This is a genomic window from Kitasatospora gansuensis, assembly GCF_014203705.1.
GTDB classification, from domain to species: Bacteria; Actinomycetota; Actinomycetes; order Streptomycetales; family Streptomycetaceae; genus Kitasatospora; species Kitasatospora gansuensis.
Genome location: NZ_JACHJR010000001.1, coordinates 7,855,199 through 7,877,382 on the forward strand (window position 1 = coordinate 7,855,199; position 22,184 = coordinate 7,877,382).

Sequence of the window (22,184 nt, forward strand, 5' to 3'; positions counted from 1 at the left end):
TCCTGCCGGTCGGCCCGGTCACGGGCCCAACGCACCTGTCGTCGAAGGAGATCAGCCATGCTCAGCAACCGCAAGGCCGTCGTCACCGGAGCACTCGCGCTGGCCGGCACGCTGCTGGTGGCCGTGCCCGCGCAGGCCGAGACCAAGCCCGCGGCCGCACCGAAGGGCGACGGCGCCAAGTCCGTCTGCAAGCGGCTGCCCAAGACCGAGCAGCGCATCACCGCCTCGCTGACCCGGCTGAAGGGCGACGCGACCGTGGTCGGCTCGGTGGCCCGGATGGAGCAGCGGGTGGCCAACGCGAAGGCCGCCGGACACACCGAGATCCAGACCCTGCTGAGCGGTCGGCTGACCTTCCGCAAGAGCATGGTGCCCACCCTGGAGACCCGGCAGAACGACCTCAAGGCCGTCGCCACCTGGTGCGCGGCCCAGGGCCACACCCAGGCGCCCGCCAAGTGACCCGCCGTCAGGCCGTTCTCGGCGCAGCGGCCCTCGCGGCCTTCGCCGCCCTGACCCTGACCGGCTGCGGGCCGACCGGCGGGAGCCAGGGCACGCCGGACCGGGCGGGCCAGTCGGCGGGGGCCGACGACGCGCAGGTCCAGGACATGCAGCAGAAGGTCGACGCCGCCGAGAGCGCGGCGGCGCAGGCGGAGTCCGACAGCACCGAGGACAGCTGAAGTTGTAGGGGCGGCAGCCCGGAACCGTCCGTCCGGCCCACTGGGCCGGCGGTCCGGTTCCGGGCTGCGCCGTTGTCCGGCGGCGGGGTGTGCTGGCGTTGACGTCAGGGTCAAGGTCTACCGTCGTTCCAGGCGGTGCGGAGAGGCACCCCGGAAGGAGCGGGCGATGCGGATCGGTGAGCTGGCCGAGCGGGCGGGCACGACCACCCGGACGCTGCGGTACTACGAGCAGTTGGGCCTGCTGCCCGCCCGGCGGTCCGGCAACGGGTACCGGGCGTACAGCCAGGAGGACCTGCGCCTGCTGCAGCAGATCCGGACCCTCCAGGACTTCGGGTTCGGCCTGGAGGAGACCCGGCCGTTCGTCGAGTGCCTGCAGGCGGGGCACCCGGAGGGTGACTCCTGCCCGGCCTCGCTGGAGGTCTACGAGCGCAAGCTCGCCGAACTGGACGCGTGCATCGCCCGGCTGCACGAGGTGCGCGAGCAGGTCGGTGCCCAGCTGGTCCGGGCCCGCGAGTCGCGGGACGCGCTGGCGACCGCCGCCGACCAGCCGCCGCTCTGCGAACTGGCGACCGGGCTTCCGGGCGGACTGCCGACCGTTGGACCGGAAACCGAGTAGACGAGCAAAGGGGACAACAGTGCAGATCACCGGGGTGGCCGCGGTCACCGACGAGACCTTCGCGGAGCAGGTGCTGGCGGCCGAGGGGCCGGTGCTGGTGGAGTTCACCGCCGACTGGTGCCCGCCGTGCCGGATGATGGCGCCGATCCTGGCGGACATCGCCCGCGAGGAGGCGCACCGGCTCACGGTGGTGCAGCTGGACGTGGACCGCAATCCGGAGACCCAGGCCGCGTACGCGGTGCTCTCGATGCCGACGATGATGCTCTTCCGGGGCGGCGAACCGGTCAGGTCGGTGGTCGGCGCGCGGGCCAAGGCGCGGCTGCTGCGGGAGTTCGACGACGTGCTCTGACCGTCCGTCGGCCAGGCGCTGCTCGGTCGACGGGGTGGGAGAAGGTGCTCCCCCGATCGGGGGAGGCTGCTGCTGAGCTGCTGGGCAATACTGGCGATCATGATCAGGGGAATCCGGCCGCTGCTACGCGGCTCCACGTATTCGGGTGTGCTCTTCGCTTACTGCGGCGCGATGGCGAGCCTTCCGCTGTTGCCGTTCGCCATGCTGCCGCTGGTGGCGTCGCGGTCCGCTCCCTTCTGGGTGCAGGCCGTGCTGTGCCTGCTGGCCTGGGCGGCGGCGGTCGGTGTGTTCGGGCTGGCCCGCACCACCCGGCGGGTGCTGGTCGGGTCCGCCCGGCGGATGCTGAAGGTGCCGCTGCCGGATCCGGTGGCGGGCCGACGGCCCGCCGGCGCGGACCGTTGGCGGACTCCGCTCTGGCTGGTGCTGCACGTGGCACTGGGGTGGACGGGCGCGCTGGTGAGCGGTCTGCTGTTCGCCATGGCCGTGTCCCTGCCCGGGGGTTGGACCGGTGCGGATGCGCGGGTGCAGCTGTTCGCCTGGTCGGTGGACGGGAAGGGCGGCTGGAGCTGGCCGCTGGCAGTCGCCTGCCTGCTGCTGGCGCTGGTGGTGTGCGTGCCGGTGACGAGCGCTCTGCGTTGGCTGGCGCCAAGGCTGTTGGGGCCGTCCGCGGCCGAGCGGCTGGCGCTGGCCAGCGAACGGGAACTGCTGCTGGCCGAACGCAACCGGTTGGCCCACGAGTTGCACGACTCGATCGGACACACGCTGACCGCGGCCACGATCCAGGCGGCCGTGGCGGGCGAGGTGCTGTCCGCCGACCCGGCGGCCGCACGGGCCGCCCTGCGCAGCATCGAGGAGTCCACCCGGGCCGCGCTGGAGGACCTGGACTACGTACTGGGCGTCCTGCGCGAGGAGCAGGCGGGTACGGCGCCGACCCGGACCCTGGCCGACCTGCCCGAACTGCTCGACCGGTTGCGGCACGCGGGCGCGGTGGTGCAGCCGGAGCTGTCGGGCGAGCTGACGCAGGTACAGGGGACGCTCTCCCGGGCGGCGTACCGAATCCTGCAGGAGGGACTGACGAACGCCCTGCGGCACGGGGCGGGCGGCCCGATCGAGGTCCGGGTGACGGCCGCGCCGGACGTCCTGGAGCTCAGCGTGGTCAACCGGACCGGCGCGGGGACGCGTACCGGCGCGGGCGCCTTCCCCACCTCCGGGCACGGCCTGCCCGGGCTGGCCGAGCGGGTGCGGCTGCTGCACGGCGAGTTCGAGGCAGGACCGGCCGGGCCGCAGCACTGGCGGCTGGCGGTCCGGCTGCCGGTACGGTTGTCGGCATGACCGGCTCCGACGCCGGTACGGCCGCCACCTCCCCCGTCACGCTCCTGATCGCGGACGACGACGAGGTGACCCGCAGCGGCCTGCGCACACTGCTCGCGGCCCAGCCGGGGATCACGGTGGTCGGCGAGGCCGCCGACGGCGTCGAGGCGGTCGAGCAGGCGCAACGGCTGTGTCCCGACGTGGTCCTGATGGACGTCCGGATGCCGCGTCGGAACGGGATCGACGCCACCCGCCACCTGCTGGCCGAGTCGGCCGACCCGCCGAAGGTCGTGGTGATCACCACCTTCGAGAACGACGACTACGTCACCGCCGCACTCAGCGCCGGGGCCAGCGGTTTCGTGCTCAAGCGGCTGCCGGTCCGACAGATCGCGGAGGCGGTACGGGTGGTGGCGGCGGGCGAGGCGATCCTCTTCCCGTCCGCCCTCCGCCGGATGGTCACCGCCCGCCCGCTGGCCTCCGCCGAGGCACTGCCGCGGGCAGCCCTGACGGGCCGTGAGGAGGAGGCGCTCCGCCTGATGGCCACCGGCCTCTCCAACCCGGAGATCGCGGAGACCCTGAGGGTCAGCCTGGAGACGGCCAAGACCCACGTCGGCAACGTCCTCACCAAGCTCGGCGCCCAGAACCGCACCCACGCCGTGGTGATCGCCTACGAGTCGGGCCTGGTGGTCCCGGCCTTCACCGGCTGACCCGGCCTCAGCGGTGGTAAGGCCGGTTTGGAAGGCTGTGGGTATGGAAACGTTCGCCGACCGCATCGACGGTGCGTGGGAGTGGTGGTCCGCTGCGATCGAAGAGTCGCAGGAAGGGCGCTGGGTCCGGGATGCCGTGGAACGGCAGGTGCTGGCAGACATCGTCGCCGCCACCAACGCGCTGCACGGCGGGCGGCCGGCTCCGTTCACCGAGGACCCGTGGCAGGTGCGGATCGGTCGGATCGCCAACTGGGCCGGGGTGCTGAGGCTGGCTGCGCGGGCAGGCGGATGGGCACTCCAGCCGGTGGTCGGGCGCAGCCCGGCGCAGCGGGCGGGCATGGCCGAGCTGCTGTCCGGCATTTACGCGGTCGGAGAGCAGGGGGAGTTGTGGATGAAGCAGCTCCTGAATGGTGTGCTGCCGCCCGAAGGTGACGTTGCGAAGGCAGAGGGCTTTCTGACGGGACCGGGGTCCATCGAGGATCTGGAGCTGTTCTTCTACGACTGAGCTTGTTCTTCAAGGCCAGACCTCGAACGATGCCTCGAACGGGCACCATCGGTCAGATCGCGGTGGGTAGGTAGCGTGTTACCGCGAGCTTGGCCAGCGTCCGAAGTTTCGCGAAGTAGGAGGCGCAGTACTCCGAGTTGATCAGGGGCACGATCTTGTCGAGGTCGGCGATGCACGCCCAGAGGGTGGCGATGCCACTGTCGTCGAGCCCACCGTCATCTCTCGCTGGACGAGAGCGGCGACGTCGGCGTCCAGGAGGATGAGCTCGACACTCTCAACGTCGATGCCGCGGAAGCTGTCGGGGTACGGTGCGCGCCGGTGTTCCTCCCACAGCCGGGCGAGTCGGTCTTGAGGCTGTTCCCCGCTCAGGTCGACAGTTGGCGCCTCTGCTGCGGATGGTGCGCGAAGAAGCAGGGAAACAGCGTCGAAGACGGCACGCACCATGGCGATGGCTCTGGCCGGGCCGAGGGCGGCACTTGTCGCCGTGCCCTGCGTGAGCCGGTCGCGCAGTAGCCGGCTGCGGTCGAGCTCGGCGGCGAGTTCGGCCGGGATGAGTCCGGTGTCGCCGGCCCGCTCGATGAGGTCCTGGAGCGGGTCGGGGATGGCCAGGCGCTCGGCCAGGACGTGCTCCAGGGCGAACAGGGAATGCGTGACGGCGACGGTGGCGAACTCGTACCGGTAGTAGGAGTGCCTGATGAGTTCGCGGGACGTTTCCATCGCGCTCATGACGTACATCGACGCCTCGCCGGGCAGAACCAGCTGGGCCACCAAAGCGTCCATGTCCGCATAGTCGAGAACGACGTCGCGGACACGCGGGTCCGGTGCCGGCAGAGGGAGCGGGCCGGGCAACGGCGGCAGGGGGTTCACCAGTGCAGTCTTGTCATCGGAAGGCTCTCGGCGCCAACGAATTTGCTCGGGGCGGTTGGCGACCCGGTGCCGCCCGCGCAACGGGGTATCGGTGAGGTGCTAGAAATCCCTGGTGAACGATCATCCCGAGTCCTTGACCCGCCGCGTCTTCGTGGCGCTGGCCCCGCCCGACGACGCCAAGGACGAACTGGCCCGGGCCCTGGAGCCGGCCTACGCCGCGTACCCGCAGTTGCGGTGGAACCGGATCGAGGACTGGCACATCACCCTGGCGTTCCTCGGTGAACTCCCCTCCGCAGCAGTCCCGTTGCTGCAGCCGGCGCTCGCCGGACTGGCGGCCTCGCACCCCGCTCTGCGGCTGGGCCTGCGGGGCGGTGGCCACTTCGACCAGCGGCTGCTGTGGAGCGGGATCGACGGGGACCTGGACGGACTGCAGCTGCTGGCCGCCGACGTCCGGGACGTGGTCAGGGCCTGCGGGATCGACTTCAAGGACCGCCCGCTGCGCCCCCATCTGACCCTGGCGCGGGCTCGCCGCGACGATCCCAGCAGCGTGCCGCAGGCCGCGGCCGGACTCACCGCGTTCGTGGGCCGACCGTGGCGGACCGAACGTCTCCACCTGGTCGGCAGCAACATCGGCCGGGGGCCCGGGCCGATCCACTACCGCGACATCGAGGCCTGGCGACTCGGCAGCGACTCCACCGGGCCGTAGCCGCCCACCGGTTGGCACACGGCCGATATTCGCTTGCGCACCCTCGTCACCTGGGTCAATGTCGCGTGACACCTGACGAAGGCAGAGAAGATGACCACGCAGACCCACCACGTCGACCACGAGCTCATCGAGGCCGCGGCGGAGGTCGCGCGCACGCGCTGCCGGGGCGACAACCACACCATGGCGGCCGCGGCCCGTGCCCGGGACGGCCGGATCGTCACCGCGGTGAACGCCTACCACTTCACGGGCGGCCCCTGCGCCGAGCTGGTCCTGATCGGTACGGCAGCAGCCCAGGGCGCCTACGAGCTGGACACGATCGTCGCCGTGGGCGACCGCGACCGGGGAGTCGTTCCTCCGTGCGGCCGGTGCCGGCAGGTCCTGCTCGACTACTTCCCCGCCCTCAAGGTCATCGTCGGCACAGGCGACCGCGTCCGGACCGTCCGCATCACCGACCTGCTACCCGAAAGCTACGTCTGGGCCGACCACCAGCTCGACGCCGAGTAAAGCCGAGCAAAGAGGAGCCCGACGATGATCCATCAGTTCCTGGTCGACGTGGCCACCAGCGGTGGTGTGCTGGGTGCGGGGCTTGAGCTGTCGCCCGAGGAGTGGTCGGCGCGGCTGGGTGCCGCGCCGCTGTGGGCGGGGGAGACGGCGCTGGGACTGGTTCAGGACTACGGGCTGGTCGAGGTGCACCACCTGCGCGCCGAGGAGGAGGGCGGGTGGCGGCCCTTCGGGTTCGTCGTCCGCCTGGACCGTGGGGAGCCGACCCCCGCTGACGTGCCGTCATGTCTCGGCGAGGTGTACGGGACGTTGTCAGGTCCGGCCGTGTTCGAACCGGTGCGAGCCGGTATCGAAGCGGCAGGGCACGTCCTCGAGCCGTACGTCGAGTACGACAGCGACCCGGCGGCCGGGATCCTTCGGTTCCGCGTGCCGGAGACGCAGGTCGGGATCACGGTGATCGATCGGGCCGATGGCCGGCCGGGCTGGTCGGACGGGCAGATCTCCCGGGTCAGCCTGTTCCGCGCCGGTGGTCAGGCCATCCAGAAGAAGACGGCGGTCATCCGCTTCTCCGGCAGGGTGCTGCCCCAGTAGGAGGTGGCGGTGTGCATCATGTTGGCGGTGTAGAGGAGCAGGCGGTTGTAGCGGTGCGGGACGGCGACGTCCTCGGTGAAGGAGTCGGCGGGGACGTAGCGGGTGCCGAGGGCGTCGACCAGGTTGTTGTGCGGGGCGGTGACCAGGTTGCCGCCGAGGCGGCCGCCCGGGAAGCTCTGGCGGTAGAAGCTGGTGCCGCACTGCTTGGGGACGTCGGGGTTGAGGTAGAGCACGGCGGCGTACCGGCAGAGGGCGCGGGAGTCGGTGTGCGGGCGGGGTTCGCACTCGCCCTCGCCGACCACCTGGACGCAGTTGTGGTTGAAGGTGCCGCCCTCGGCCTCGGAGCGGGCCCAGATCCGGGGTGCGCCGGTGGCCTTCCGGACCAGGCCCTCGACGTGGGCGAGTTCGGCGGGCAGCAGTCCGGGCATGGTGCGCAGGCCCGGCCAGGCCTCGGGCTTGTGCGGGTAGCCCTCGTCCCACTGCTCGACCGCCAGGCAGCGGGCCCGGATCTCGTCGATGTTGGGCAGGACGTCGTCGAGGACCCAGTAGTCACGGCCTCGGGTGGGCTTGCGGTACGGCAGAACGGGGAGGGTGGCGTTCGGCCGACGGAGCTGTGGGGGCATGCGGTCGACCATAGGAGGGCGGGGCCCCACGACTCGCCCGCGAAATGGTCAACATTCGGTCATGATGACGGCGTTCAGCCAACAGCCGAGACGGGTGACGGCGGGCGTTTCCGCTGGCCCGGACGGGCGTGTTCGATTCGTACGGGTGTTCCGCTGTCTCTATGCTGGTGCGCGATGACTGCTGACCGTCGCTCTGTCCTGCGCACCGCCGCCCGGCTCGCCGCCGTGACCGCGGTCGGTGCGCTGTCCGCGTGCGCGCCGGGCCCGACCCGGGCCACGGGTGACCTGGGGCCGATCGACCCGCCGGAAGGTCCGGCCGGGTACTCGCCCCTGATCACCCGTAACCCGGCCGGGACGCCCGCCGCAACGGCCGCGCCCACGCCGGTGCCGTCGCCGCCCGCCGCCGTGGTCCCGGTGACCGCGCCGCTCGCGCCGGGGACGCCGGTCGAGGTGGTGAACGGGCCGCGCGGGCGGGCCGAGGTCGCGCTGACCTTCCACGGCGAGGGCGACCCCGCCCAGGCGACGGCGCTGCTGGAGCGGGCCGAGCAGCACGGGGTACGGCTGACGGTGCTGGCGGTGGGCCGCTGGCTGGACCAGCAGCCGCAGATGGCGGAACGCATCCTGCGCGGTGGCCACGAACTCGGCAACCACACCCAGAACCACCTCGACATCAACGCCATGACCCCCGATCAGGCGCACGCGGAGATAGCCGAGTGCGCCGAACGGCTGCGCAGGCTGACCGGCTCGATCGGACGCTGGTTCCGGCCGTCGGCGACCCAGTACGCCAACGCGATGGTGCGGGAGCAGGCCCGGTTGGTGGGGTACGAGCACTGCCTGTCCTTCGACGTGGACCCGCGTGACTACAGCGATCCGGGTGCGGACCTGCTGCAACGGCGGCTGCTCCGTTCGGTGCAGGGCGGCTCGGTGGTGGCGCTGCACATGGGCCATCAGGGCACCGTGGACGCGCTGCCCGCCGTGCTGGACGGGCTGCAGCGGCTCGGGCTGCGGCCGGTGACCGCCAGTCAGCTCTGCACCTGACCGGTCCGTGCGGAAGGGTCGGACGCCGCGAGGTGATCCATTGACACAATGTCAGCGACGCCGTTCCTCTACTGTGGTGAGCATGACGAGCGGGGGCCCTGACAGCCCGTTACCACGGTTCGAGGCCCCGCCCGGGTGCGCCGGGACGGCCGATTCGCCGACGGTCGGTGCCGCGCCCCGGTACGAGGCGATGCGGCTGCCGCCCGACGACCTGGGCCGCGAGGCGTGGGCGGTGGTGGACCGGCAGACCGGGCGGTGGGTGCAGGCGGGCGGGGAAATGGACGTGTACACCGCCGAGTTCGGGGCCCGGGCGTGCATCCGGCGGCTGCGGTACCTGGACGAGCTCGGCGCCCACCACGACTGACCGGGTGACGTCGCCGCCGCTACGGCCGTCGCCCGTTCGGGTGAGTGACGGGTTGGGAGGTGACCATTGGTGGGAGGGCCTGGATGTGACTTCTTCCTCCCCGGCGCAGATGCGCCGCCACCGGGCCCGGCTTTCGGCGGCCACCACTTCGAGCCGGGCCGCTGCCCCGAGCAACGGCCAACCTGGCGCGGGTCCGGCTCCGGTCCGCGCGGCCGCCAGGCGTGACACCCCACCGGTACGGCCGGGATGCTGCCGGACCTGGAGCAGCGAGCGTCGGTTGCTCGGCGGCGCCGTGGTGCGCACCAGGTGGCACCAGCCGGTCTGCCCGGACTGGGCGGCGCGCTGACGCCGCGTCCGGTCAGGGCAGGAGCTGTGCCGCGAGCTGCCGCCACTGCCGGGTGGGCGGCGTGCCGGGCGTGGCGGTGAGCAGGTGGAGGCTGACGTGGTCGGCCCCGGCGTCGAGGTGTTCGTGGACGCGGCGGGCGATGTCCTCGGCGGTGCCGTGCGCCACGATCGCGTCGACCAGCCGGTCCTCGGGCGGGTCGATGGCCTCGTAACCCAGAGCGCGTAGCAGGGTACGGCGGTTCGGCAGGGCCGCCGCCGCGGTGTCGCGAGCCGGTGCGGCGGTGTGCGAGCGGTTTGGGCCCAGGACGCACAGTTGGGTGACGGCGAGCATCGCGGTGGGTCCCAGGATGGCCCTGGCGGTGTGGGTGTGTGCGACCGGCATGCCCAACACGTGGGCGCCCCAGGCGCGTTCGGCCGCGAGCGCGAGCATGCCGGGGTCCTGGGCCGCCAGTACACGATGTGGTGAGGGCGCGGTGCCGGGCGGTCCGAAGGGTGCGGCGTCGAGAGCGTCCAGGTAGGCGCGCATGGTGGGCAGTGGCGGACCGAAGCGGTGGCCGCGGACCTGTTCGGCCAGGCTGGGGTGACTGTCCCAGAGCCCGAGCAGGAAGCGCCCGGGGAACGCCTCCTCAAGAGTGCGCTGAGCGGCGGCAGTTGTCACGGCATCGCGCGCGTAGATGTCCGTGCTGCCGGCCGCCACCACGATCCGCCGGGTTTGTGAGAGCAGCATCGCGGCCTGCGCCATCGCCTCGCGTCCGGCGGTCTCGGGGAACCACAGGGTGCCAAAGCCGAGGTCCTCGACGGTGGCGACGGCCTCGCGGAGGCCGGCGGCCGTGCAGTCGTCGAGTTCGCCCGCCCAGATGCCGATGCGTCCGAGTTCGGGGTGCTGGTGGTTCGTTGGTGTCACGGTCTCTCCCGGGGTTCGCGGGCATGGGGGGAGAAGTGGGGTGCCCCTCCGTTTGGCTGTCGATACAATATGGAGGACCACCCCGGTTAGCAAGCCGTCAGGAGCCCCCGTGCGAACGTCGAAGCGCCCGCTGCGCGCGGACGCGCAGCGCAACTACGACCGGATCCTGGCCGCCGCCGGAGCCGCCGTCGCCGCGCACGGCACCGACGCCTCCCTGGAGGAGATCGCCCGGGAGGCCGGTGTCGGATCGGCCACCCTCCACCGGCACTTCCCGTCCCGGCAGGCGCTGCTGGAAGCCGTCTTCAGGGACCGGGTGGAGACCCTCTGCGCCAAGGCCGCCGACCTGGCCATCGCCCCAGATCCGGGTGCGGCGCTGGTCAGTTGGCTGCACGCGGTCGTCGAACACGCCGCGACCAACAGGGGTCTCGGGGCGTCCCTGATGCCCGATACCGGCGAGGGCGACCCGGCGTTGGGAGAGACCTGCCACGCGATGATCGTGCAGGCCGGCGGCGAGCTGCTCGCCCGTGCGCACGACGCGCACGCGGTGCGCGCCGAGGTCACCGTCCGCGACCTGCTCCGGCTGGTCGGTGCCATCGCGCTGGCCACCGAGCACGATCCGGACGGTGCGGCCGAAGCGGGTCGGCTGCTGGCGATCGTCGTCGACGGGGTGCGCGGGAGCGGCACGGCGGAGGGCTGATCCGTCCGGCCGTCGCTTCCAGCACCGCTCCATGAGGGAGGATCAGATCGTGACCGAAACGCCGCAGGACCCCACGGCCACGGAGCCCGGATTCGTGGTCCAGGCGGGTGTGCACACCCTGCGTGTCACGACCCGCGCGATCGCCGACGAGATCACCGCGCTGTGGAACTCCCAGATCGGCGAGGACGCGCTCGAACGCGACTACGCCCGCGTCGTCGAACGGGACGAACAGTGGACCGGTCCCCGGTCGGTCTGGGACCACGTCCCGGACTGCCGGACCGTCTACTACCAACTGGCCGCCGTCGAGCAGGACGGTTCGCTCAGTGGGGAGTGGGCCGGGCAACGGCTGCGCTGGGAGTTCGAGTCCGGCTCGTACACCGCGCTGCCCTGCCGGATCCGGATCGAGAAGCAGCCCCGCGGCTGTACCGAGGTCGAGGCCCAGGGCACCGACCCGGTGGAGGTGGCGGCGGGCTTCGCCTCAGCGCTCGGTCAGGCGCGCGAGCAGCTGTCCTGACCGAAGTCACCGGTGGTGCAGCGCAGTTGCCCGGCGGTGCCTGATGTTGACGGCCGATGCCTTGGCCACTGCCACGGGGTTGAGGAAGCGCAGTGGACCGATCAGCCGGGATCCGAACATGTGCATGTGGCGCGCCAGCGACTGATCGCGGGCTGCCGCCGAGAACATCAGCCGCTCCAAGGGGTTGAACGGGCGGGCCTTGGCGAAGTCGGCGGCCAGCTGCTGGTGACCGCGCAGCCGGCGCTGGTGGGTGCGGGCGTACAGTGCGAGCGACTTGTCGAGGTCGCCCCGACCGGTTGCGGCCGTGGCGACCGCCGTTGTCAGCCAGTGCGCGGACTGCAGGGCCCATCCGCAGCCCACGCCCCACAGGGGGTCGCCGGTCAGGGCGGCGTCGCCGATGAGCGCGACGCCCGGTGCGGTCGGCCTGCGGCTGTGCAGGGGGTAGTCGAGAAAGCCGGTGATCTTCGAGATGCGCTCGGCGGAGTCGATCGGCGGCGCCTCGGGCAGGGCGCGGACGAAGGCGAGGAAGCTGCCCTCCAGGTCCTCCCGGAAGTCCGGCAATCGCTTCTTGTCCGGGAGCACCGCGACGACCGTCACCCCGTCGTCGTTGGGGAACGCGTACGCCATGTCGGGCTCGAGGAACCAGGTGTGGGCGATCCCGCCGTGCAGCGGAAGGTTGCGGAAGTGCGCGAAGTAGGCGAACCGGGTGTTCTCGTGCAGCCGAGCGGGCACCTCGGCGAGCTTCGCCACGGCCGAGTCCCTGCCGTCGGCACCGACCACCAGGCGGGCCCGGATCTCGCGCTCGCCCTGCGGTGTCGTCACCCGCACCCCCGCGGTACGCCCGGCTTCCCGGAGCAGCCCGGTGACCTGGTGGCCGAGGAGCAGTTCGACGCCGGGGGTCTCCGCCGCTCGGGCCCTGATCAGCGGGTCGAGGGTGCTGCGCCGCACGTTGTACGCGTACGGCAGCTCGGCGCCCTTCGGCTCGATCCATCCCCAACGGGTGTACCAGCGCGCCTCGTTGCGGACGGCCCCCGCCTGCTCGAGCGCGGGGACGAGGCCGAGTTCGTCCAGCACCGGGTAGGCGTTGGCCGTGAGGGAGTGGGTGCAGAGCACCTTGTACGCCTCGGGATCCGAGCGGCGTTCCAGCAGTGCGACGCGGGCACCGCGGCGGGCGAGCAGGATCGCCGCGGTGCTGCCGGCGAGACTGGCTCCGCTGATGACGACGTCGTAGTCGTACTGCGCGCTCTCAGGCTCGGTCATGTACGGAACGGTACTGGCACCTACTCGCGGGTATCAATGGCTGGATCGTACCGCCGAGCGTCGGAAGTCCTTTCCGGGGCGGGGTTTCTGACGGATGTCGACCTCCCGAACGGTGCCGAGCTGCGGATCGCCAAGCTGAGCCTGATCGGTGGGGTCGGGCCGCTCGCGGAGGTCGGAGGAGGTGGTGGGGCAGGAGTTGCCCCACCACCGGGGGCCGGAGGGTCAGGCGGCCGTGCAGGTGAGCGTCGGGGCCGCGTTGCTGCCCGTCCAGGTGCCCTGCAGGCCGAAGCTGGTCGAACTGCCGGGTGCGAGCGTGCCGTTGTAGGACAGGCTGGTCGCGGTGACCGTGCCTGCCGCCTGCTGGACGGTGGCGTTCCAGGAGCTGGTGAGCTGCTGGCCGTTCGGCCAAGTCCAGCGCACCGTCCAGGAGTTGGTGGCGGCGGTGGCGGTCACCGTGACGCTGGCGGTGAAGCCGGGGGTCCACTGGTTGTCCAGGTGCCAGCCGGCCGTGCAGCCCGCGCTGCCGCCGCCGCTGCCGCTGGTGGTGGCGTTCACGGCGGTGGAGGACGCCGAGACGTTGCCCGCCGCGTCCCTGGCCCGCACCGTGTACGCGTACGCGGTGGCGGCGGTCAGCCCGGAGTCGGTGTACGTGGTGCCGGTGGCCGGGCCGGCCAGGGTGGTGCCGCGGTAGACGTCGTACCCGGTGACGCCGACGTTGTCGGTCGAGGCGGTCCAGGAGAGCGAGACGGAGTTCGCGGTGCTGCCGGTCACGGTGAGGCCGGTGGGTACGGACGGCGCCTGCACGTCACCGCCCCCGCCGCCGACCGGGCCGAAGCCGGGCGCCTTGACGTCCGCCAGGTAGGCGTCCTTGGTGGTGTTGACGGTGGTCCAGTCGTCGTTCAGGATCCCTCCGGTGTCACCGGAGTTGGGGTTCCAGGACCAGAACGTCCAGCTGATGCTGTCGGCCCCGTACTGGGCCGTCGGCCGCATGTACTGCACCAGCGCCTTCAGCCACTTCTGATCGACCGTCGACTGCAGGGTGGTGCCGAACTCGCCGACCCAGACCGGCGCGATGTTCTGCTGGAACAGGTAACCCCAGTTGCGGTCCCAGACGCCCGGCATGTTGGCCGGGAACGACGGGTCGCTGAACCAGCTCTGCTGGGCCACGCTGGTCGCGTAGTCGTGCACGGAGTAGACCAGCCGGTTGGCCACGTTCAGCCGGACCGGGTACTGGGCGGCGCCCTGGAGGTTGCCGCCCCACCAGTACGAGCTGCCGTTGAAGGTCTGGTTGCCCTCGACGAAGACCAGCAGCTGCGGGTTGGCGGCCAGCACCGCGTTGCCGGCCCGCTCGGCGGCCAGCCGCCAGTCCAGCGCGGGGTCACCGCAGCCCCAACAGGCCGGGTCGTGCGGCTCGTTGTGCAGGTCGATGCCGATCACGGCCGGCTTGCCCACGTACCGGGAGGCCAGGCTGCTGAGGTGGCTGATCCAGGTCGACTCGGGCACGGCGGCGGTGTACCAGAGCGCCGACTGCCCGTTGGAGTCCGGACGGTGGCGGTCGAGGATCACCTTGAGCCCAGCGGTCCCGGCCTGGTCGACGATCTTGTCCATCACCTGGAGTGAGTTCAGGCCTTGAAGATCGGCGTTCATGCCGCCCGAGGTGTTGAGGCTGACCGGTGAGGTGCCCTTGAAGAGGTCGTCGCTGTAGGGCAGCCGGATGGTGTTGTACCCGAGGGACTTGATCTGGTCGATCATGCTCTTGTAGTCCCGGGACCAGAGCCCGTGCGGGACGTAGTTGGCGGTCTCGAAGCCGAACCAGTTGAGGCCGGCGATCCGGACGGGGTGGTTGCCCTCGTCGAGCAGCTGGCGGCCGCTGGTGTGCCAGTAGCCGGAGCCGATGGCAGTGGTAGCGGCGCCGGCTGCGGGCGCGGCGGCCTGGGCGGTGGTGGTGGGGGCGATGAGCGCGGTTGACGCGAGGGCGATGGTCAGCAGGGCATCGCGCAGGCGGCGTACGGGGTGGAGCACGTCGCGGGTCCTCTCTGGTACGGGCCCGGCAGGGGGTGGCGGCCAGCCATGGGAGCGCTCCCATGATGGGGAAGGACTGGACGCCGTGCGGTGCTGCCGGGGTGGGGGACGGCGGCCCGTAGGGTGGGGGCGGGCATGCCGGGTGTGGCGGGGTCCAGTGAATCCATGGAGCGTCGAGGCGTCAAGAGGCCGTTCAGTATTCGCCAGTTGAACGCGGAGCGGCTGCGGCCGGACAGGAGTGCAGGGTGAGCGGGCAGCAGGGCGGGGCGGCTTGGGTGGTGCGTACGGGCGAACGTCCCGGCACCGCGGGGAAGTTGACCGAGGATCACGTCGTCGTGCTGCCGGACGCGGTGATCGTCCTCGACGGGGTGTCCACGGTGAGCGGCGACGAACCCCGGGGTGGCTGGTACGCCCGTACCCTCGGTGCGTGGCTGGCCCGCGAACTCGACGGCGGCGGGGACCCGGACCTGCGGGTGGTGCTGGCCGAGGCGATACGCGCGGTCGCCGCCGAGCACCGGCTGCTCCCGGGCCGGAGCCCGGCCGCCACCGTGGCGGTGCTGCGCCGCGCCGGCGACCGGCTGGACGCGGCGGTGCTCGGCGACAGCCCCGTCGTGGCGTACGGCCGAGACGGCTCGGTGCACGAGCTGCGGGACGACCGCCTCGCCGACCTGGTCGCACCCCGGCCGCAGCTGGCCGAGTACCGAAGCCGGCTGGCCGCCGGGTCCGGCTTCGACGCCCGTCATCGCGAACTCATGCTGGAGCTCCGGGAGTTCCAGTACACGGTGATCAACCGCGAGGGCGGCTACTGGATCGCGGAGGCGGATCCGGCGGCCGGGCTGCACGCCCGGACCGCGTCCTGGCCGCTGGCCGAACTCGGTGACCTGGTGCTGGCCACCGACGGGGTCAGCTCACTGGTGGACGACTACCGGCTGGCCGACTGGACCACCCTGCTGGAGGACTGCCGGCGGGCGGGCCCGCAGTGGCTGGTCGACGCGGTGCACGAGGCCGAGGCGGGGGACCGGGGCGCGGTGAAGTGGCCGCGCGGGAAGATCCACGACGACAAGGCACTGGCCCACGTCAGGCTCAACGAGCTGACTGAACAGCACATTTGACGGTGAATCAGCTCTCGGCGGGAATGTCGTACACGTGCTCCGGGGTGACGATCGAGGTGACCGCCTTGGCGAAGAGCGTGCTGGGCTCGGAACCGGCGTGCAGGACATCGGTGTTGAGCAGGATCACCATGGTGGCGTCCTGCTCCGGGAGGTACATCGTCACGCTCTCGTAGCCCGGCAGCGAGCCGTTGTGCCCGACCCAGCCGTGGTTCCGGAACAGGCCGAGGCCGTACCCGGAGTCGTCGAACCCGGGCACCGGGATGAACTTCTCCCGCTCCGCCTGGGTGGCGGGGGAGAGCAGGGTGCCGGTGGCGAGCACCTTGGCCCAGCGGTGCAGGTCGTCCAGGTCGGAGATCATCGCGCCCGCGGCCCAGCCCCAGCTCGGGTTCCAGTCCGTGGCGTCGGCGATCCGGCCGGACAGCGTCTGGTTGGTGTACCCATGCGCGTGCGGCTCCGGGAACTCGGCGCCCTGCGGGAACAGCGTGTGCGGCAGGTGGGCCGGGCCGGTCACGTTCCGGTGGATGAACTCGGCCAGCGGCAGGCCGCAGAGCTTCTCCACCAGCAGCCCGAGCAGGACGGTGTTGGTGTTGGAGTACTGGAACTTCGAGCCGGGGGCGAAGACGTTCGGGTGGTGGAAGGCGTAGGTCAGCAGCTCCGGCGGGGTGAACGGGCGGGTCGGGTCGCTGAGCAGGTCGTGGACGAAGTCGTCGTCGGCGGTGTACGAGAACAGACCGCTGCGCATCTCAGCCAGCTGACGGATAGTGATGTGTTCCCCGTCGGGTACGCCGTCGAGGTGGGCGGAGATCGGGTCGTCGAGGCCGACCAGCCCCCGGTCGACGAGTTCCAGCACGGCGGTGACGGTGAAGGTCTTGGTCTCGCTGCCGATCCGCATCCGGAGGTCGGGCGTCATCGGCTGCCCGGTCGCGGTGTCGGCCACCCCGGCGGTGTGCAGGTAGGTGCCCCGGCCGGGCAGCCGGAGACCGACGATCACGCCGGGGGTGCCGGTCTCCTGGAGGGTCTGTTCGATCGCCTGGTCGAGGCGCGCCGCGAGGGCGGGGTCGAGCCCATCGGGCGGGCAGTCGTCGGCGTACGCGTCACCGGTGAAGACGGCTGCCGACGGTGGCACGGCCTGGGCGGTGGGTGCGGCGAGGGTCAGCGGGACCAGGGCGGAGAGGGCGAGCAGGGCGGTGGCGAGTCGGCCGGCGGTCGGACGGCGCATGGCGGGACATCCCTTCCGGGGGTGGGGAGGACCTTGCTCGGTCAAGGTCACCACCCCGCCCGGCCCCGGGCCGCCGGGCCCGCCGCACCGCTCGGCGAGTCCACCCGTACGGTCCCGGCCCGCCGCCGGGTGGCGCTGCCGCGCCGAGCGGTTCGGCCCGGCGCACCCTGGAGGGAGGGAAGGCCCGGCCGGGCCGGGCCGTCACGGACGGACTCCGGAGGTGTTGGGACCATGGCGAAGTTCATGGATGTGCACCAGAACATGGTGGGGATCACGGCGGAGGAGCTCCGCGCGGCCCACATGGCGGATCTCGCCATCGAGGGCGACGAGAGCGTGCACTTCGAGCAGGCGTGGGCGGACCCGGAGGCGGGCGTCGTGTACTGCCTGTCCGAGGCGCCGTCCAGGGAAGCGGTCCAGCGGATCCACGAGCGGACCGGGCACCCGGCCGACGAGATTCACCCGGTGCCGCTGATCGTCTGAGTGCGTGAGACGGTCGGGCCGTCAGGCCACGGGCTTCGGGCTGAGCATCACGATCTCGGCCGGGCCCGCGCGGAACGCCTTGTTGGCGGCGTCCGCCGCGACCATGTGGGCCGAGGCGTCGTGCTGCCGCAGGGCCTCCGCCGACGCCCACTCCTCGAGCAGGACGAAGCGGTCCGGGTCGTCGTTCACGGTGTGCAGGTCGTACTGCAGGCAACCCGGTTCGGCCCGAACCACCGGTGCCAGCGCGGTGAATGCGGCGATCTGCTCGGCACCCCGGCCGGGCTGGGTGGTGATGTGGACGATGACGCGCAGGCTGTTCGACATGCGGTGAACCTAGCAAGTACGCACCGGGCCCGGGCCACAGGGCCCGGGCTGTCGGCGGTCGATCGGTCAGTCGGTCGGGTTCAGCTGGGGGACTCGGCGCCGCGGCGGGCGTAGTACCACCAGGCGACCGCGATGCAGCTGAGGTAGAAGGCGACGAATCCCCACATCGCGCTGGTGACGGCGAAGTTGGCGAACATGGCCGGGATGAAGAAGAACCCGTAGGCGGCGATCGCGGCGGTGAAGCCGGTGACGGCCCCGGACTCCATCTCGGCCTGCTTGAGGGCCTGGTCGTGCGCGGCCGTGCCCTCGGTGAGGCCCTTCAGGTGCTGGGCCCGGAAGATCACCGGGATCTGCCGGAAGGTCGAGCCGTTGCCGATGCCGGAGAAGAAGAACGCGGCCAGGAAGCAGGCGAAGAAGCCGTAGAACGAGCCTTCGTTGCCGCCGGTGGGCAGGAAGTTGATGACCCCGACGATGGACGCGGCCATCCCGACGAAGGACAGTACGGTGACCCGCGCGCCGCCGAGCTTGTCGGCGATCCAGCCGCCGGCCCACCGGGCGAGGGCGCCGAGGGCGGGGCCCATCCAGGCGTAGGTGGCGACCGAGTAGGCCGGGAAGGTGGTCTTGATCAGCAGGGGCAGCGCGGCGGCGAAGCCGATGAAGGAACCGAAGGTGCCGACGTAGAGCCAGGTCATCAGCCAGGTGTGCTTGCGCCGGAAGATGACGCGCTGCCGGCTGAAGGGGGTGGAGGCGACCTTGAGGTCGTTCTGGCCGAACCAGCTCACCAGCGCGAGGACGATCAGCACCGGGATCCACACGAAGGCGGCGTTCTGCAGGTAGACCGGTGTGCCGTCGGCCTTGTGCTGGGCCGAGCCGATGGCGAGCATCGAGGAGGTGATCAGCACCGGGGTGAGCAGCTGGACGACCGAGACGCCGAGGTTGCCGAGGCCGCCGTTGATGCCGGTCGCGTTGCCCTTCTCCCGCTTCGGGAAGAAGAACCCGATGTTGGCGAGCGAGGAGGAGAAGTTCGCGCCGCCGAAGCCGCAGAGGGCGGCGATCACGGCCAGTACGCCGAACGGGGTCGAGGTGTCCTGGATGGCGATGCCGAGCCAGAGCAGCGGGAGGACCAGGACGGCGGTGGAGATCGCGGTGAAGCGGCGCTGGCCGATCCTGGGGCCGAGGAAGGTGTAGAAGATCCGGGCCGTGCCGCCGGTGAGACCGGGGATGGCGGTCAGCCAGAACAGCTGCGAGGTGGAGATGTCGAAGCCGACGTCCTTGAGGTTGGTCGCGGTGACCGACCAGACCTGCCAGACCACGAAGGCCACCAGCAGGGCCGGTACCGCGATCCACAGGTTCCGGGTGGCGACGCGTCTGCCGACCGACTTCCAGAAGACCTCGTCCTCCGGCTCCCACACCGTGACGGTGCGGCCGGGCCGGTAGTCCTCCGGGTCGGATACGGAGCCGCCTGCGGGCGGCTGCGAGGCGCGCTGGAGCGTGGAACTCATGGTGCTTCCCCTGCTGTTGAGACGGAGCGCCTGCCGGCCGGGCGGAGGACGCCCGCGCAGGTCCCGATGTCTCCACAGTGCTCCTTTAACCAGGGCTTACCGAGAGTCCAACGCCACCTCCGGGCCGGCCGAAAGTCCCGCCGGACGGCCGCCCCGGAGCGAGGGAGCGGCGTAGCGGTCGGCGCCTGAGCGGAATGTGAGCCTCCGTAAGTTCCGTTCCGGATGCGGAAGTTACTGACTCGCAGGTATTTTATGGATGATCATCGGGTGCGAGGATGCGGATGATCACATACCCGGCGCCGGAATCGCCGGTACGGCGGCGGCGTACTGGCCGCACCGGCACGGCTTCGAGCCGACCGTGGTGGAGCGGGCGGGCGGGATCCGGGAGGGCGACTACAAGGTCGACATCCGCGGCGCCGCCCTGGACGTGGTGACCCGGATGGGGCTGCGGGAGCAGATCCGCGCGCAGCGCACCGCCGTACGCACCGGCTCGATCGTCGACGCCGCCGGGAAGCGGGTGGCCGCGATCGACGGGGACACCTTCGGCGGCCGACAGGCGCAGGACGCCGGGCTGGCCGGGTACGAGCGGGAGCTGCGCCCGTTCGTCGCGGTGAACCAGAAGCTCGGCTCGGCCAACATCAAGCGGATGGTGCTGCGCAGCGCGGGCCAGGTCCGGATGTCGATGACGATGCTGCGGCTGATCAACCGCCTGCCCGGCAAGGACCGGCTGATGGCGAAGACGATGGAGCCCATCCACAAGGCTGCCGCCGCCATCGTGCTCAAGGAGTACTGAGCGCTGCTCAGCGCGAGTGGGCGTGGGCGGGCTGCTCCTGCCGGGGTGCCCAGAGGGGCGTGCCGAGCTGGGTCTCCATCTCGTCCAGCGCCTGCCGCACCGCGGTGATCCGCAGCCGCAGCTCGTCGGTCGGGTCCGTGACGGCGACCTCGACCGCCGGGCGGGCGGCTTCGGCGGCCTGGGCGGCCTCGATCTCGCGCGCCTCGTCGAGGGCGTTCAGCACCACCCCGATCAGCACGTTGACCAGGACGAAGGAGCCGAACAGTACGTAGGAGGCGTAGAACACGATGCTGAACGGCGAGATCTCGAGCCCGGCCCGGACGGACTCGCCGAGCCCGTCCAGCGTCATCAGCAGAAACAGCGTCAGCGAGGCCCGGCCCAGCGAACCGTAGTGCTCCGGGTCGTACGGGGCGAAGCAGATCCAGCCGACCATCGAGTACACGTACAGCACGAGCGCCCCGACCACCAGGAAGCTCGCCGTCCCCGGCAGGCTGCGGCCGACCGCCACCAGCAGGACGCGCAGCTGCGGCATGAAGCGCGCCGTGCGCAGTACCCGGGCCAGCCGGAGCAGCCGCAGCAGGGTGGTGTTCTCACGTAGGAACGGGATGAACGCGGACGAGACCACCAGCAGGTCGAAGACGTTCCACGGGTCGCGGAAGAAGGCCGCGGGCCGGTCCAGGTGGGCGCCCAGTCGGACCAGCATTTCCAGCGTGAACACCACCAGACAGGCGAACTCGGCCCCGTCGAGGGCCCGGCTGTACGTGCTTGACAGCCCGGGGTAGGTCTCCACGCCGAGCAGGACGGCGTTCAGCAGGATCACCGTGAGCACGGTGAACGCGAACACGGGTGCCTCGTTCACCGTCCGGCAGCGGGTGGCCAGCTTGCCGATACCGTTCTGCACTGTGGTCAGGTCTGTCATCGCTGTTCCCCTTGTACCGACCGCCGGGCGGGACGGTGATCGCCATTCCGCACGCCCAACGCCTGACTCTCCATCAGGGCACGCGGCCGGCCCGAACCTCACCCGAACGTGGACGGCCCGAGGGACGGTGCGGCGGTGGAGTGACGGACCCTCAACTCGGTCGCCAGCTCCACCCGGGAGCTCACCGGCGGCCGGCCGTCCAGCATCTGGAAGAGCATCCGGGCGGCGACCCGGCCCATCTCCTCGAGCGGCTGGCGGACGGTGGTCAGCGGGGGTGACAACCAGTCACACATCGGGAGGTCGTCGAAGCCGACGATGCTGAGGTCCTGGGGGATGCGGAGCCCGGCCTGCCGGGCGGCCTCGTAGGCGCCCATGGCCTGCACGTCACTGCCGGCGAAGATCGCGGTGGGCCGGTCGGGCAGCGCCAGCAGGTCGACCGCGTTGCGGAAGCCGCCCTCGTGCTGGAAGTCGCCGAAGCGGATCAGGTCGCGGTCGACCTCGATCCCGGCGCGTTCCAGCGCGGCCCGGTAGCCGTCGATGCGGGCCTGACTGCACAGCAGTTCCTTGCGGCCGCCGATGACCCCGATCCGCCGGTGCCCGAGCGACAGCAGGTGCTCGGTGGCCGCCAGGCCGCCCGCCCAGTTCGTCGCGCCGACGCTCGGCACGTTCTGGCCCGGCAGGTGCACCGGGTCGATGACGACCAGTTCGACACCGGCGGCCCGGACCTTCCTGATCTGCTGCTCCGTCACGTCGGAGGTCACCAGGATGACGCCCTCGCTGTGGTGCAGCACCGGCAGGTCGGTCCAGCTCGGCGGGACGGCCTCGTCCGACCGGACGATGGAGACCACCGTGCCGACGCCGTGGTCGGCGCACTCGGCTTCGACGCCGCGCAGGATCTCCACCGCCCAGGCGCTGTCGAGCCCGCTGATCACGAGGTCGACCAGGCCGGACCGGCGGGCCCGGGTGTGCCGTCCGGGCGGCAGGTAGTTGTGGGCGCTCAGGATCCCCTCGACGCGTTCGCGGGTGCCGGGGGCGACGTCGCTCCGACCGTTGACCACCTTGGAGACCGTGGCCTGGGAGACGCCGGCCTCTGCGGCGATGACCGCCAGGGTCGGGCGCTGCTCGCTCAACTCTCTCAACTCCTCCGTGCGATGCGTCGAATTTATCGCAAATATTTCGAAGCCTCCAGAGCCGTGCAGTTCCTAGATTTTCCCGCTCCAGACCTTGACCGAGACCGGCTC

The 22,184-nt window shown here is 71.4% G+C and carries 27 protein-coding genes; 17 read left to right on the forward strand and 10 right to left on the reverse strand.

All coding sequences use genetic code 11. The annotated features are described in order from the left end of the window. The first annotated feature begins 57 nt into the window (after positions 1–57). The 7 genes from F4556_RS35315 (at position 58) to F4556_RS35345 (ending at position 4,162) form a co-directional block, all read left to right on the forward strand. A complete protein-coding gene (locus F4556_RS35315) occupies positions 58–456 on the forward strand; it encodes a hypothetical protein (RefSeq protein ID WP_184923514.1) in 399 nt (132 codons plus the stop codon). Further along, complete coding sequence (locus tag F4556_RS35320; protein WP_184923516.1) at positions 453–674, forward strand: hypothetical protein; 222 nt, start codon at positions 453–455, stop codon at positions 672–674. The genes F4556_RS35315 and F4556_RS35320 overlap by 4 nt, the downstream gene beginning before the upstream one ends. A 166-nt stretch (positions 675–840) precedes the next feature. Continuing rightward, positions 841–1,290: a MerR family transcriptional regulator gene (locus tag F4556_RS35325; RefSeq protein ID WP_184923518.1), complete on the forward strand. Its 450-nt coding sequence runs from the start codon at positions 841–843 to the stop codon at positions 1,288–1,290. A gap of 19 nt (positions 1,291–1,309) precedes the next feature. Beyond that, positions 1,310–1,639: a thioredoxin gene (gene trxA, locus F4556_RS35330; protein WP_313069073.1), complete on the forward strand. Its 330-nt coding sequence runs from the start codon at positions 1,310–1,312 to the stop codon at positions 1,637–1,639. Positions 1,640–1,738: 99 nt separating this feature from the next. Next, a complete protein-coding gene (locus tag F4556_RS35335; protein WP_184923520.1) occupies positions 1,739–2,971 on the forward strand; it encodes a sensor histidine kinase in 1,233 nt (410 codons plus the stop codon). After that, positions 2,968–3,657, forward strand: a complete 690-nt coding sequence (locus F4556_RS35340) for a response regulator transcription factor (RefSeq protein ID WP_184923522.1) — start codon at positions 2,968–2,970, stop codon at positions 3,655–3,657. The genes F4556_RS35335 and F4556_RS35340 overlap by 4 nt, the downstream gene beginning before the upstream one ends. Positions 3,658–3,700: 43 nt before the next feature. Further along, a complete protein-coding gene (locus F4556_RS35345; RefSeq protein ID WP_184923525.1) occupies positions 3,701–4,162 on the forward strand; it encodes a hypothetical protein in 462 nt (153 codons plus the stop codon). 141 nt (positions 4,163–4,303) lie between these two features. Here the strand turns inward: F4556_RS35345 and F4556_RS35350 are convergent, their stop codons facing one another. After that, the gene (locus F4556_RS35350; protein WP_246511182.1) at positions 4,304–5,029 is read right to left on the reverse strand and encodes a hypothetical protein; all 726 of its coding nucleotides are present in this window, start codon (positions 5,027–5,029) and stop codon (positions 4,304–4,306) included. A gap of 112 nt (positions 5,030–5,141) precedes the next feature. Here F4556_RS35350 and thpR point away from each other — a divergent pair, with 112 nt between their 5' ends. The 3 genes from thpR (at position 5,142) to F4556_RS35365 (ending at position 6,827) form a co-directional block, all read left to right on the forward strand. Beyond that, positions 5,142–5,735 (forward strand): RNA 2',3'-cyclic phosphodiesterase, encoded by a 594-nt coding sequence (gene thpR, locus F4556_RS35355; protein WP_184923527.1) that lies wholly within the window; start codon positions 5,142–5,144, stop codon positions 5,733–5,735. Positions 5,736–5,825: 90 nt separating this feature from the next. After that, a complete protein-coding gene (locus F4556_RS35360; RefSeq protein ID WP_184923529.1) occupies positions 5,826–6,239 on the forward strand; it encodes a cytidine/deoxycytidylate deaminase family protein in 414 nt (137 codons plus the stop codon). Positions 6,240–6,263: 24 nt separating this feature from the next. Beyond that, positions 6,264–6,827 carry a hypothetical protein gene (locus F4556_RS35365; protein WP_184923531.1) on the forward strand — a complete coding sequence of 188 codons (564 nt, stop codon included), beginning with the start codon at positions 6,264–6,266 and terminating at the stop codon, positions 6,825–6,827. Here the strand turns inward: F4556_RS35365 and F4556_RS35370 are convergent. Beyond that, entirely contained in the window at positions 6,767–7,450 is a 684-nt protein-coding gene (locus F4556_RS35370) for a DUF6445 family protein (protein WP_184923533.1), read from the reverse strand. The genes F4556_RS35365 and F4556_RS35370 overlap by 61 nt on opposite strands. A gap of 174 nt (positions 7,451–7,624) precedes the next feature. On the opposite strand from F4556_RS35370, the gene F4556_RS35375 reads away from it, so the two are divergent. Together F4556_RS35375 and F4556_RS35380 are read left to right on the forward strand one after the other, a co-directional pair. Then, positions 7,625–8,488 (forward strand): polysaccharide deacetylase family protein, encoded by an 864-nt coding sequence (locus F4556_RS35375; RefSeq protein ID WP_184923535.1) that lies wholly within the window; start codon positions 7,625–7,627, stop codon positions 8,486–8,488. A 190-nt stretch (positions 8,489–8,678) separates the two neighbouring features. Then, positions 8,679–8,852 carry a hypothetical protein gene (locus tag F4556_RS35380; RefSeq protein ID WP_184923537.1) on the forward strand — a complete coding sequence of 58 codons (174 nt, stop codon included), beginning with the start codon at positions 8,679–8,681 and terminating at the stop codon, positions 8,850–8,852. Between the two features lie 358 nt (positions 8,853–9,210). On the opposite strand, the gene F4556_RS35385 is transcribed toward F4556_RS35380, so the two are convergent. Further along, positions 9,211–10,101 carry a TIGR03620 family F420-dependent LLM class oxidoreductase gene (locus tag F4556_RS35385; protein WP_184923539.1) on the reverse strand — a complete coding sequence of 297 codons (891 nt, stop codon included), beginning with the start codon at positions 10,099–10,101 and terminating at the stop codon, positions 9,211–9,213. A gap of 109 nt (positions 10,102–10,210) precedes the next feature. Between F4556_RS35385 and F4556_RS35390 the strand changes: the two genes are divergently transcribed. Continuing rightward, on the forward strand, positions 10,211–10,798 hold the full coding sequence (locus F4556_RS35390; protein WP_313069076.1) for a TetR/AcrR family transcriptional regulator: 588 nt from the start codon (positions 10,211–10,213) through the stop codon (positions 10,796–10,798). Positions 10,799–10,847: 49 nt separating this feature from the next. Then, positions 10,848–11,312: a hypothetical protein gene (locus F4556_RS35395; RefSeq protein ID WP_184923541.1), complete on the forward strand. Its 465-nt coding sequence runs from the start codon at positions 10,848–10,850 to the stop codon at positions 11,310–11,312. A 6-nt stretch (positions 11,313–11,318) separates the two neighbouring features. Here the strand turns inward: F4556_RS35395 and F4556_RS35400 are convergent, their stop codons facing one another. Next, on the reverse strand, positions 11,319–12,572 hold the full coding sequence (locus F4556_RS35400; protein ID WP_184923544.1) for an NAD(P)/FAD-dependent oxidoreductase: 1,254 nt from the start codon (positions 12,570–12,572) through the stop codon (positions 11,319–11,321). 222 nt (positions 12,573–12,794) lie between these two features. Next, positions 12,795–14,594 carry a cellulase family glycosylhydrolase gene (locus tag F4556_RS35405; protein WP_184923546.1) on the reverse strand — a complete coding sequence of 600 codons (1,800 nt, stop codon included), beginning with the start codon at positions 14,592–14,594 and terminating at the stop codon, positions 12,795–12,797. Positions 14,595–14,839: 245 nt separating this feature from the next. Here F4556_RS35405 and F4556_RS35410 point away from each other — a divergent pair, with 245 nt between their 5' ends. After that, complete coding sequence (locus F4556_RS35410; protein ID WP_221503777.1) at positions 14,840–15,706, forward strand: protein phosphatase 2C domain-containing protein; 867 nt, start codon at positions 14,840–14,842, stop codon at positions 15,704–15,706. A gap of 7 nt (positions 15,707–15,713) precedes the next feature. Here F4556_RS35410 and F4556_RS35415 read toward each other — a convergent pair whose 3' ends face one another. Further along, positions 15,714–16,925 carry a serine hydrolase domain-containing protein gene (locus F4556_RS35415; protein WP_184923548.1) on the reverse strand — a complete coding sequence of 404 codons (1,212 nt, stop codon included), beginning with the start codon at positions 16,923–16,925 and terminating at the stop codon, positions 15,714–15,716. A gap of 231 nt (positions 16,926–17,156) precedes the next feature. Here F4556_RS35415 and F4556_RS35420 point away from each other — a divergent pair, with 231 nt between their 5' ends. Further along, complete coding sequence (locus F4556_RS35420) at positions 17,157–17,405, forward strand: SCO4226 family nickel-binding protein (protein WP_184923550.1); 249 nt, start codon at positions 17,157–17,159, stop codon at positions 17,403–17,405. A gap of 21 nt (positions 17,406–17,426) precedes the next feature. Here the strand turns inward: F4556_RS35420 and F4556_RS35425 are convergent, their stop codons facing one another. After that, positions 17,427–17,729, reverse strand: a complete 303-nt coding sequence (locus F4556_RS35425; RefSeq protein ID WP_184923552.1) for a putative quinol monooxygenase — start codon at positions 17,727–17,729, stop codon at positions 17,427–17,429. Between the two features lie 80 nt (positions 17,730–17,809). After that, the gene (locus F4556_RS35430; RefSeq protein WP_184923554.1) at positions 17,810–19,231 is read right to left on the reverse strand and encodes a NarK family nitrate/nitrite MFS transporter; all 1,422 of its coding nucleotides are present in this window, start codon (positions 19,229–19,231) and stop codon (positions 17,810–17,812) included. 256 nt (positions 19,232–19,487) lie between these two features. Between F4556_RS35430 and F4556_RS35435 the strand changes: the two genes are divergently transcribed. Further along, positions 19,488–20,024 (forward strand): hypothetical protein, encoded by a 537-nt coding sequence (locus tag F4556_RS35435; RefSeq protein ID WP_184923556.1) that lies wholly within the window; start codon positions 19,488–19,490, stop codon positions 20,022–20,024. A gap of 7 nt (positions 20,025–20,031) precedes the next feature. Here the strand turns inward: F4556_RS35435 and F4556_RS35440 are convergent, their stop codons facing one another. After that, on the reverse strand, positions 20,032–20,943 hold the full coding sequence (locus F4556_RS35440) for an ion transporter (protein WP_184923558.1): 912 nt from the start codon (positions 20,941–20,943) through the stop codon (positions 20,032–20,034). Positions 20,944–21,041: 98 nt separating this feature from the next. Further along, complete coding sequence (locus F4556_RS35445; protein WP_184923560.1) at positions 21,042–22,073, reverse strand: LacI family DNA-binding transcriptional regulator; 1,032 nt, start codon at positions 22,071–22,073, stop codon at positions 21,042–21,044. Positions 22,074–22,184 lie beyond the last annotated feature (111 nt).

What these genes read in the sequence shown, in the direction of transcription:
- F4556_RS35435 (WP_184923556.1), top strand. Translation starts at nt 19,488, where the DNA reads ATGATCATCGGGTGCGAGGATGCGGATGATCACATACCCGGCGCCGGA.
- F4556_RS35315 (WP_184923514.1), top strand. Translation starts at nt 58, where the DNA reads ATGCTCAGCAACCGCAAGGCCGTCGTCACCGGAGCACTCGCGCTGGCC.
- F4556_RS35335 (WP_184923520.1), top strand. Translation starts at nt 1,739, where the DNA reads ATGATCAGGGGAATCCGGCCGCTGCTACGCGGCTCCACGTATTCGGGT.
- F4556_RS35420 (WP_184923550.1), top strand. Translation starts at nt 17,157, where the DNA reads ATGGCGAAGTTCATGGATGTGCACCAGAACATGGTGGGGATCACGGCG.
- F4556_RS35380 (WP_184923537.1), top strand. Translation starts at nt 8,679, where the DNA reads ATGCGGCTGCCGCCCGACGACCTGGGCCGCGAGGCGTGGGCGGTGGTG.
- F4556_RS35400 (WP_184923544.1), bottom strand. Translation starts at nt 12,572, where the DNA reads ATGACCGAGCCTGAGAGCGCGCAGTACGACTACGACGTCGTCATCAGC.
- F4556_RS35370 (WP_184923533.1), bottom strand. Translation starts at nt 7,450, where the DNA reads ATGCCCCCACAGCTCCGTCGGCCGAACGCCACCCTCCCCGTTCTGCCG.
- F4556_RS35430 (WP_184923554.1), bottom strand. Translation starts at nt 19,231, where the DNA reads ATGAGTTCCACGCTCCAGCGCGCCTCGCAGCCGCCCGCAGGCGGCTCC.
- F4556_RS35415 (WP_184923548.1), bottom strand. Translation starts at nt 16,925, where the DNA reads ATGCGCCGTCCGACCGCCGGCCGACTCGCCACCGCCCTGCTCGCCCTC.
- F4556_RS35365 (WP_184923531.1), top strand. Translation starts at nt 6,264, where the DNA reads ATGATCCATCAGTTCCTGGTCGACGTGGCCACCAGCGGTGGTGTGCTG.
- F4556_RS35360 (WP_184923529.1), top strand. Translation starts at nt 5,826, where the DNA reads ATGACCACGCAGACCCACCACGTCGACCACGAGCTCATCGAGGCCGCG.
- F4556_RS35340 (WP_184923522.1), top strand. Translation starts at nt 2,968, where the DNA reads ATGACCGGCTCCGACGCCGGTACGGCCGCCACCTCCCCCGTCACGCTC.
- F4556_RS35440 (WP_184923558.1), bottom strand. Translation starts at nt 20,943, where the DNA reads ATGACAGACCTGACCACAGTGCAGAACGGTATCGGCAAGCTGGCCACC.
- F4556_RS35375 (WP_184923535.1), top strand. Translation starts at nt 7,625, where the DNA reads ATGACTGCTGACCGTCGCTCTGTCCTGCGCACCGCCGCCCGGCTCGCC.
- F4556_RS35425 (WP_184923552.1), bottom strand. Translation starts at nt 17,729, where the DNA reads ATGTCGAACAGCCTGCGCGTCATCGTCCACATCACCACCCAGCCCGGC.
- F4556_RS35345 (WP_184923525.1), top strand. Translation starts at nt 3,701, where the DNA reads ATGGAAACGTTCGCCGACCGCATCGACGGTGCGTGGGAGTGGTGGTCC.
- F4556_RS35325 (WP_184923518.1), top strand. Translation starts at nt 841, where the DNA reads ATGCGGATCGGTGAGCTGGCCGAGCGGGCGGGCACGACCACCCGGACG.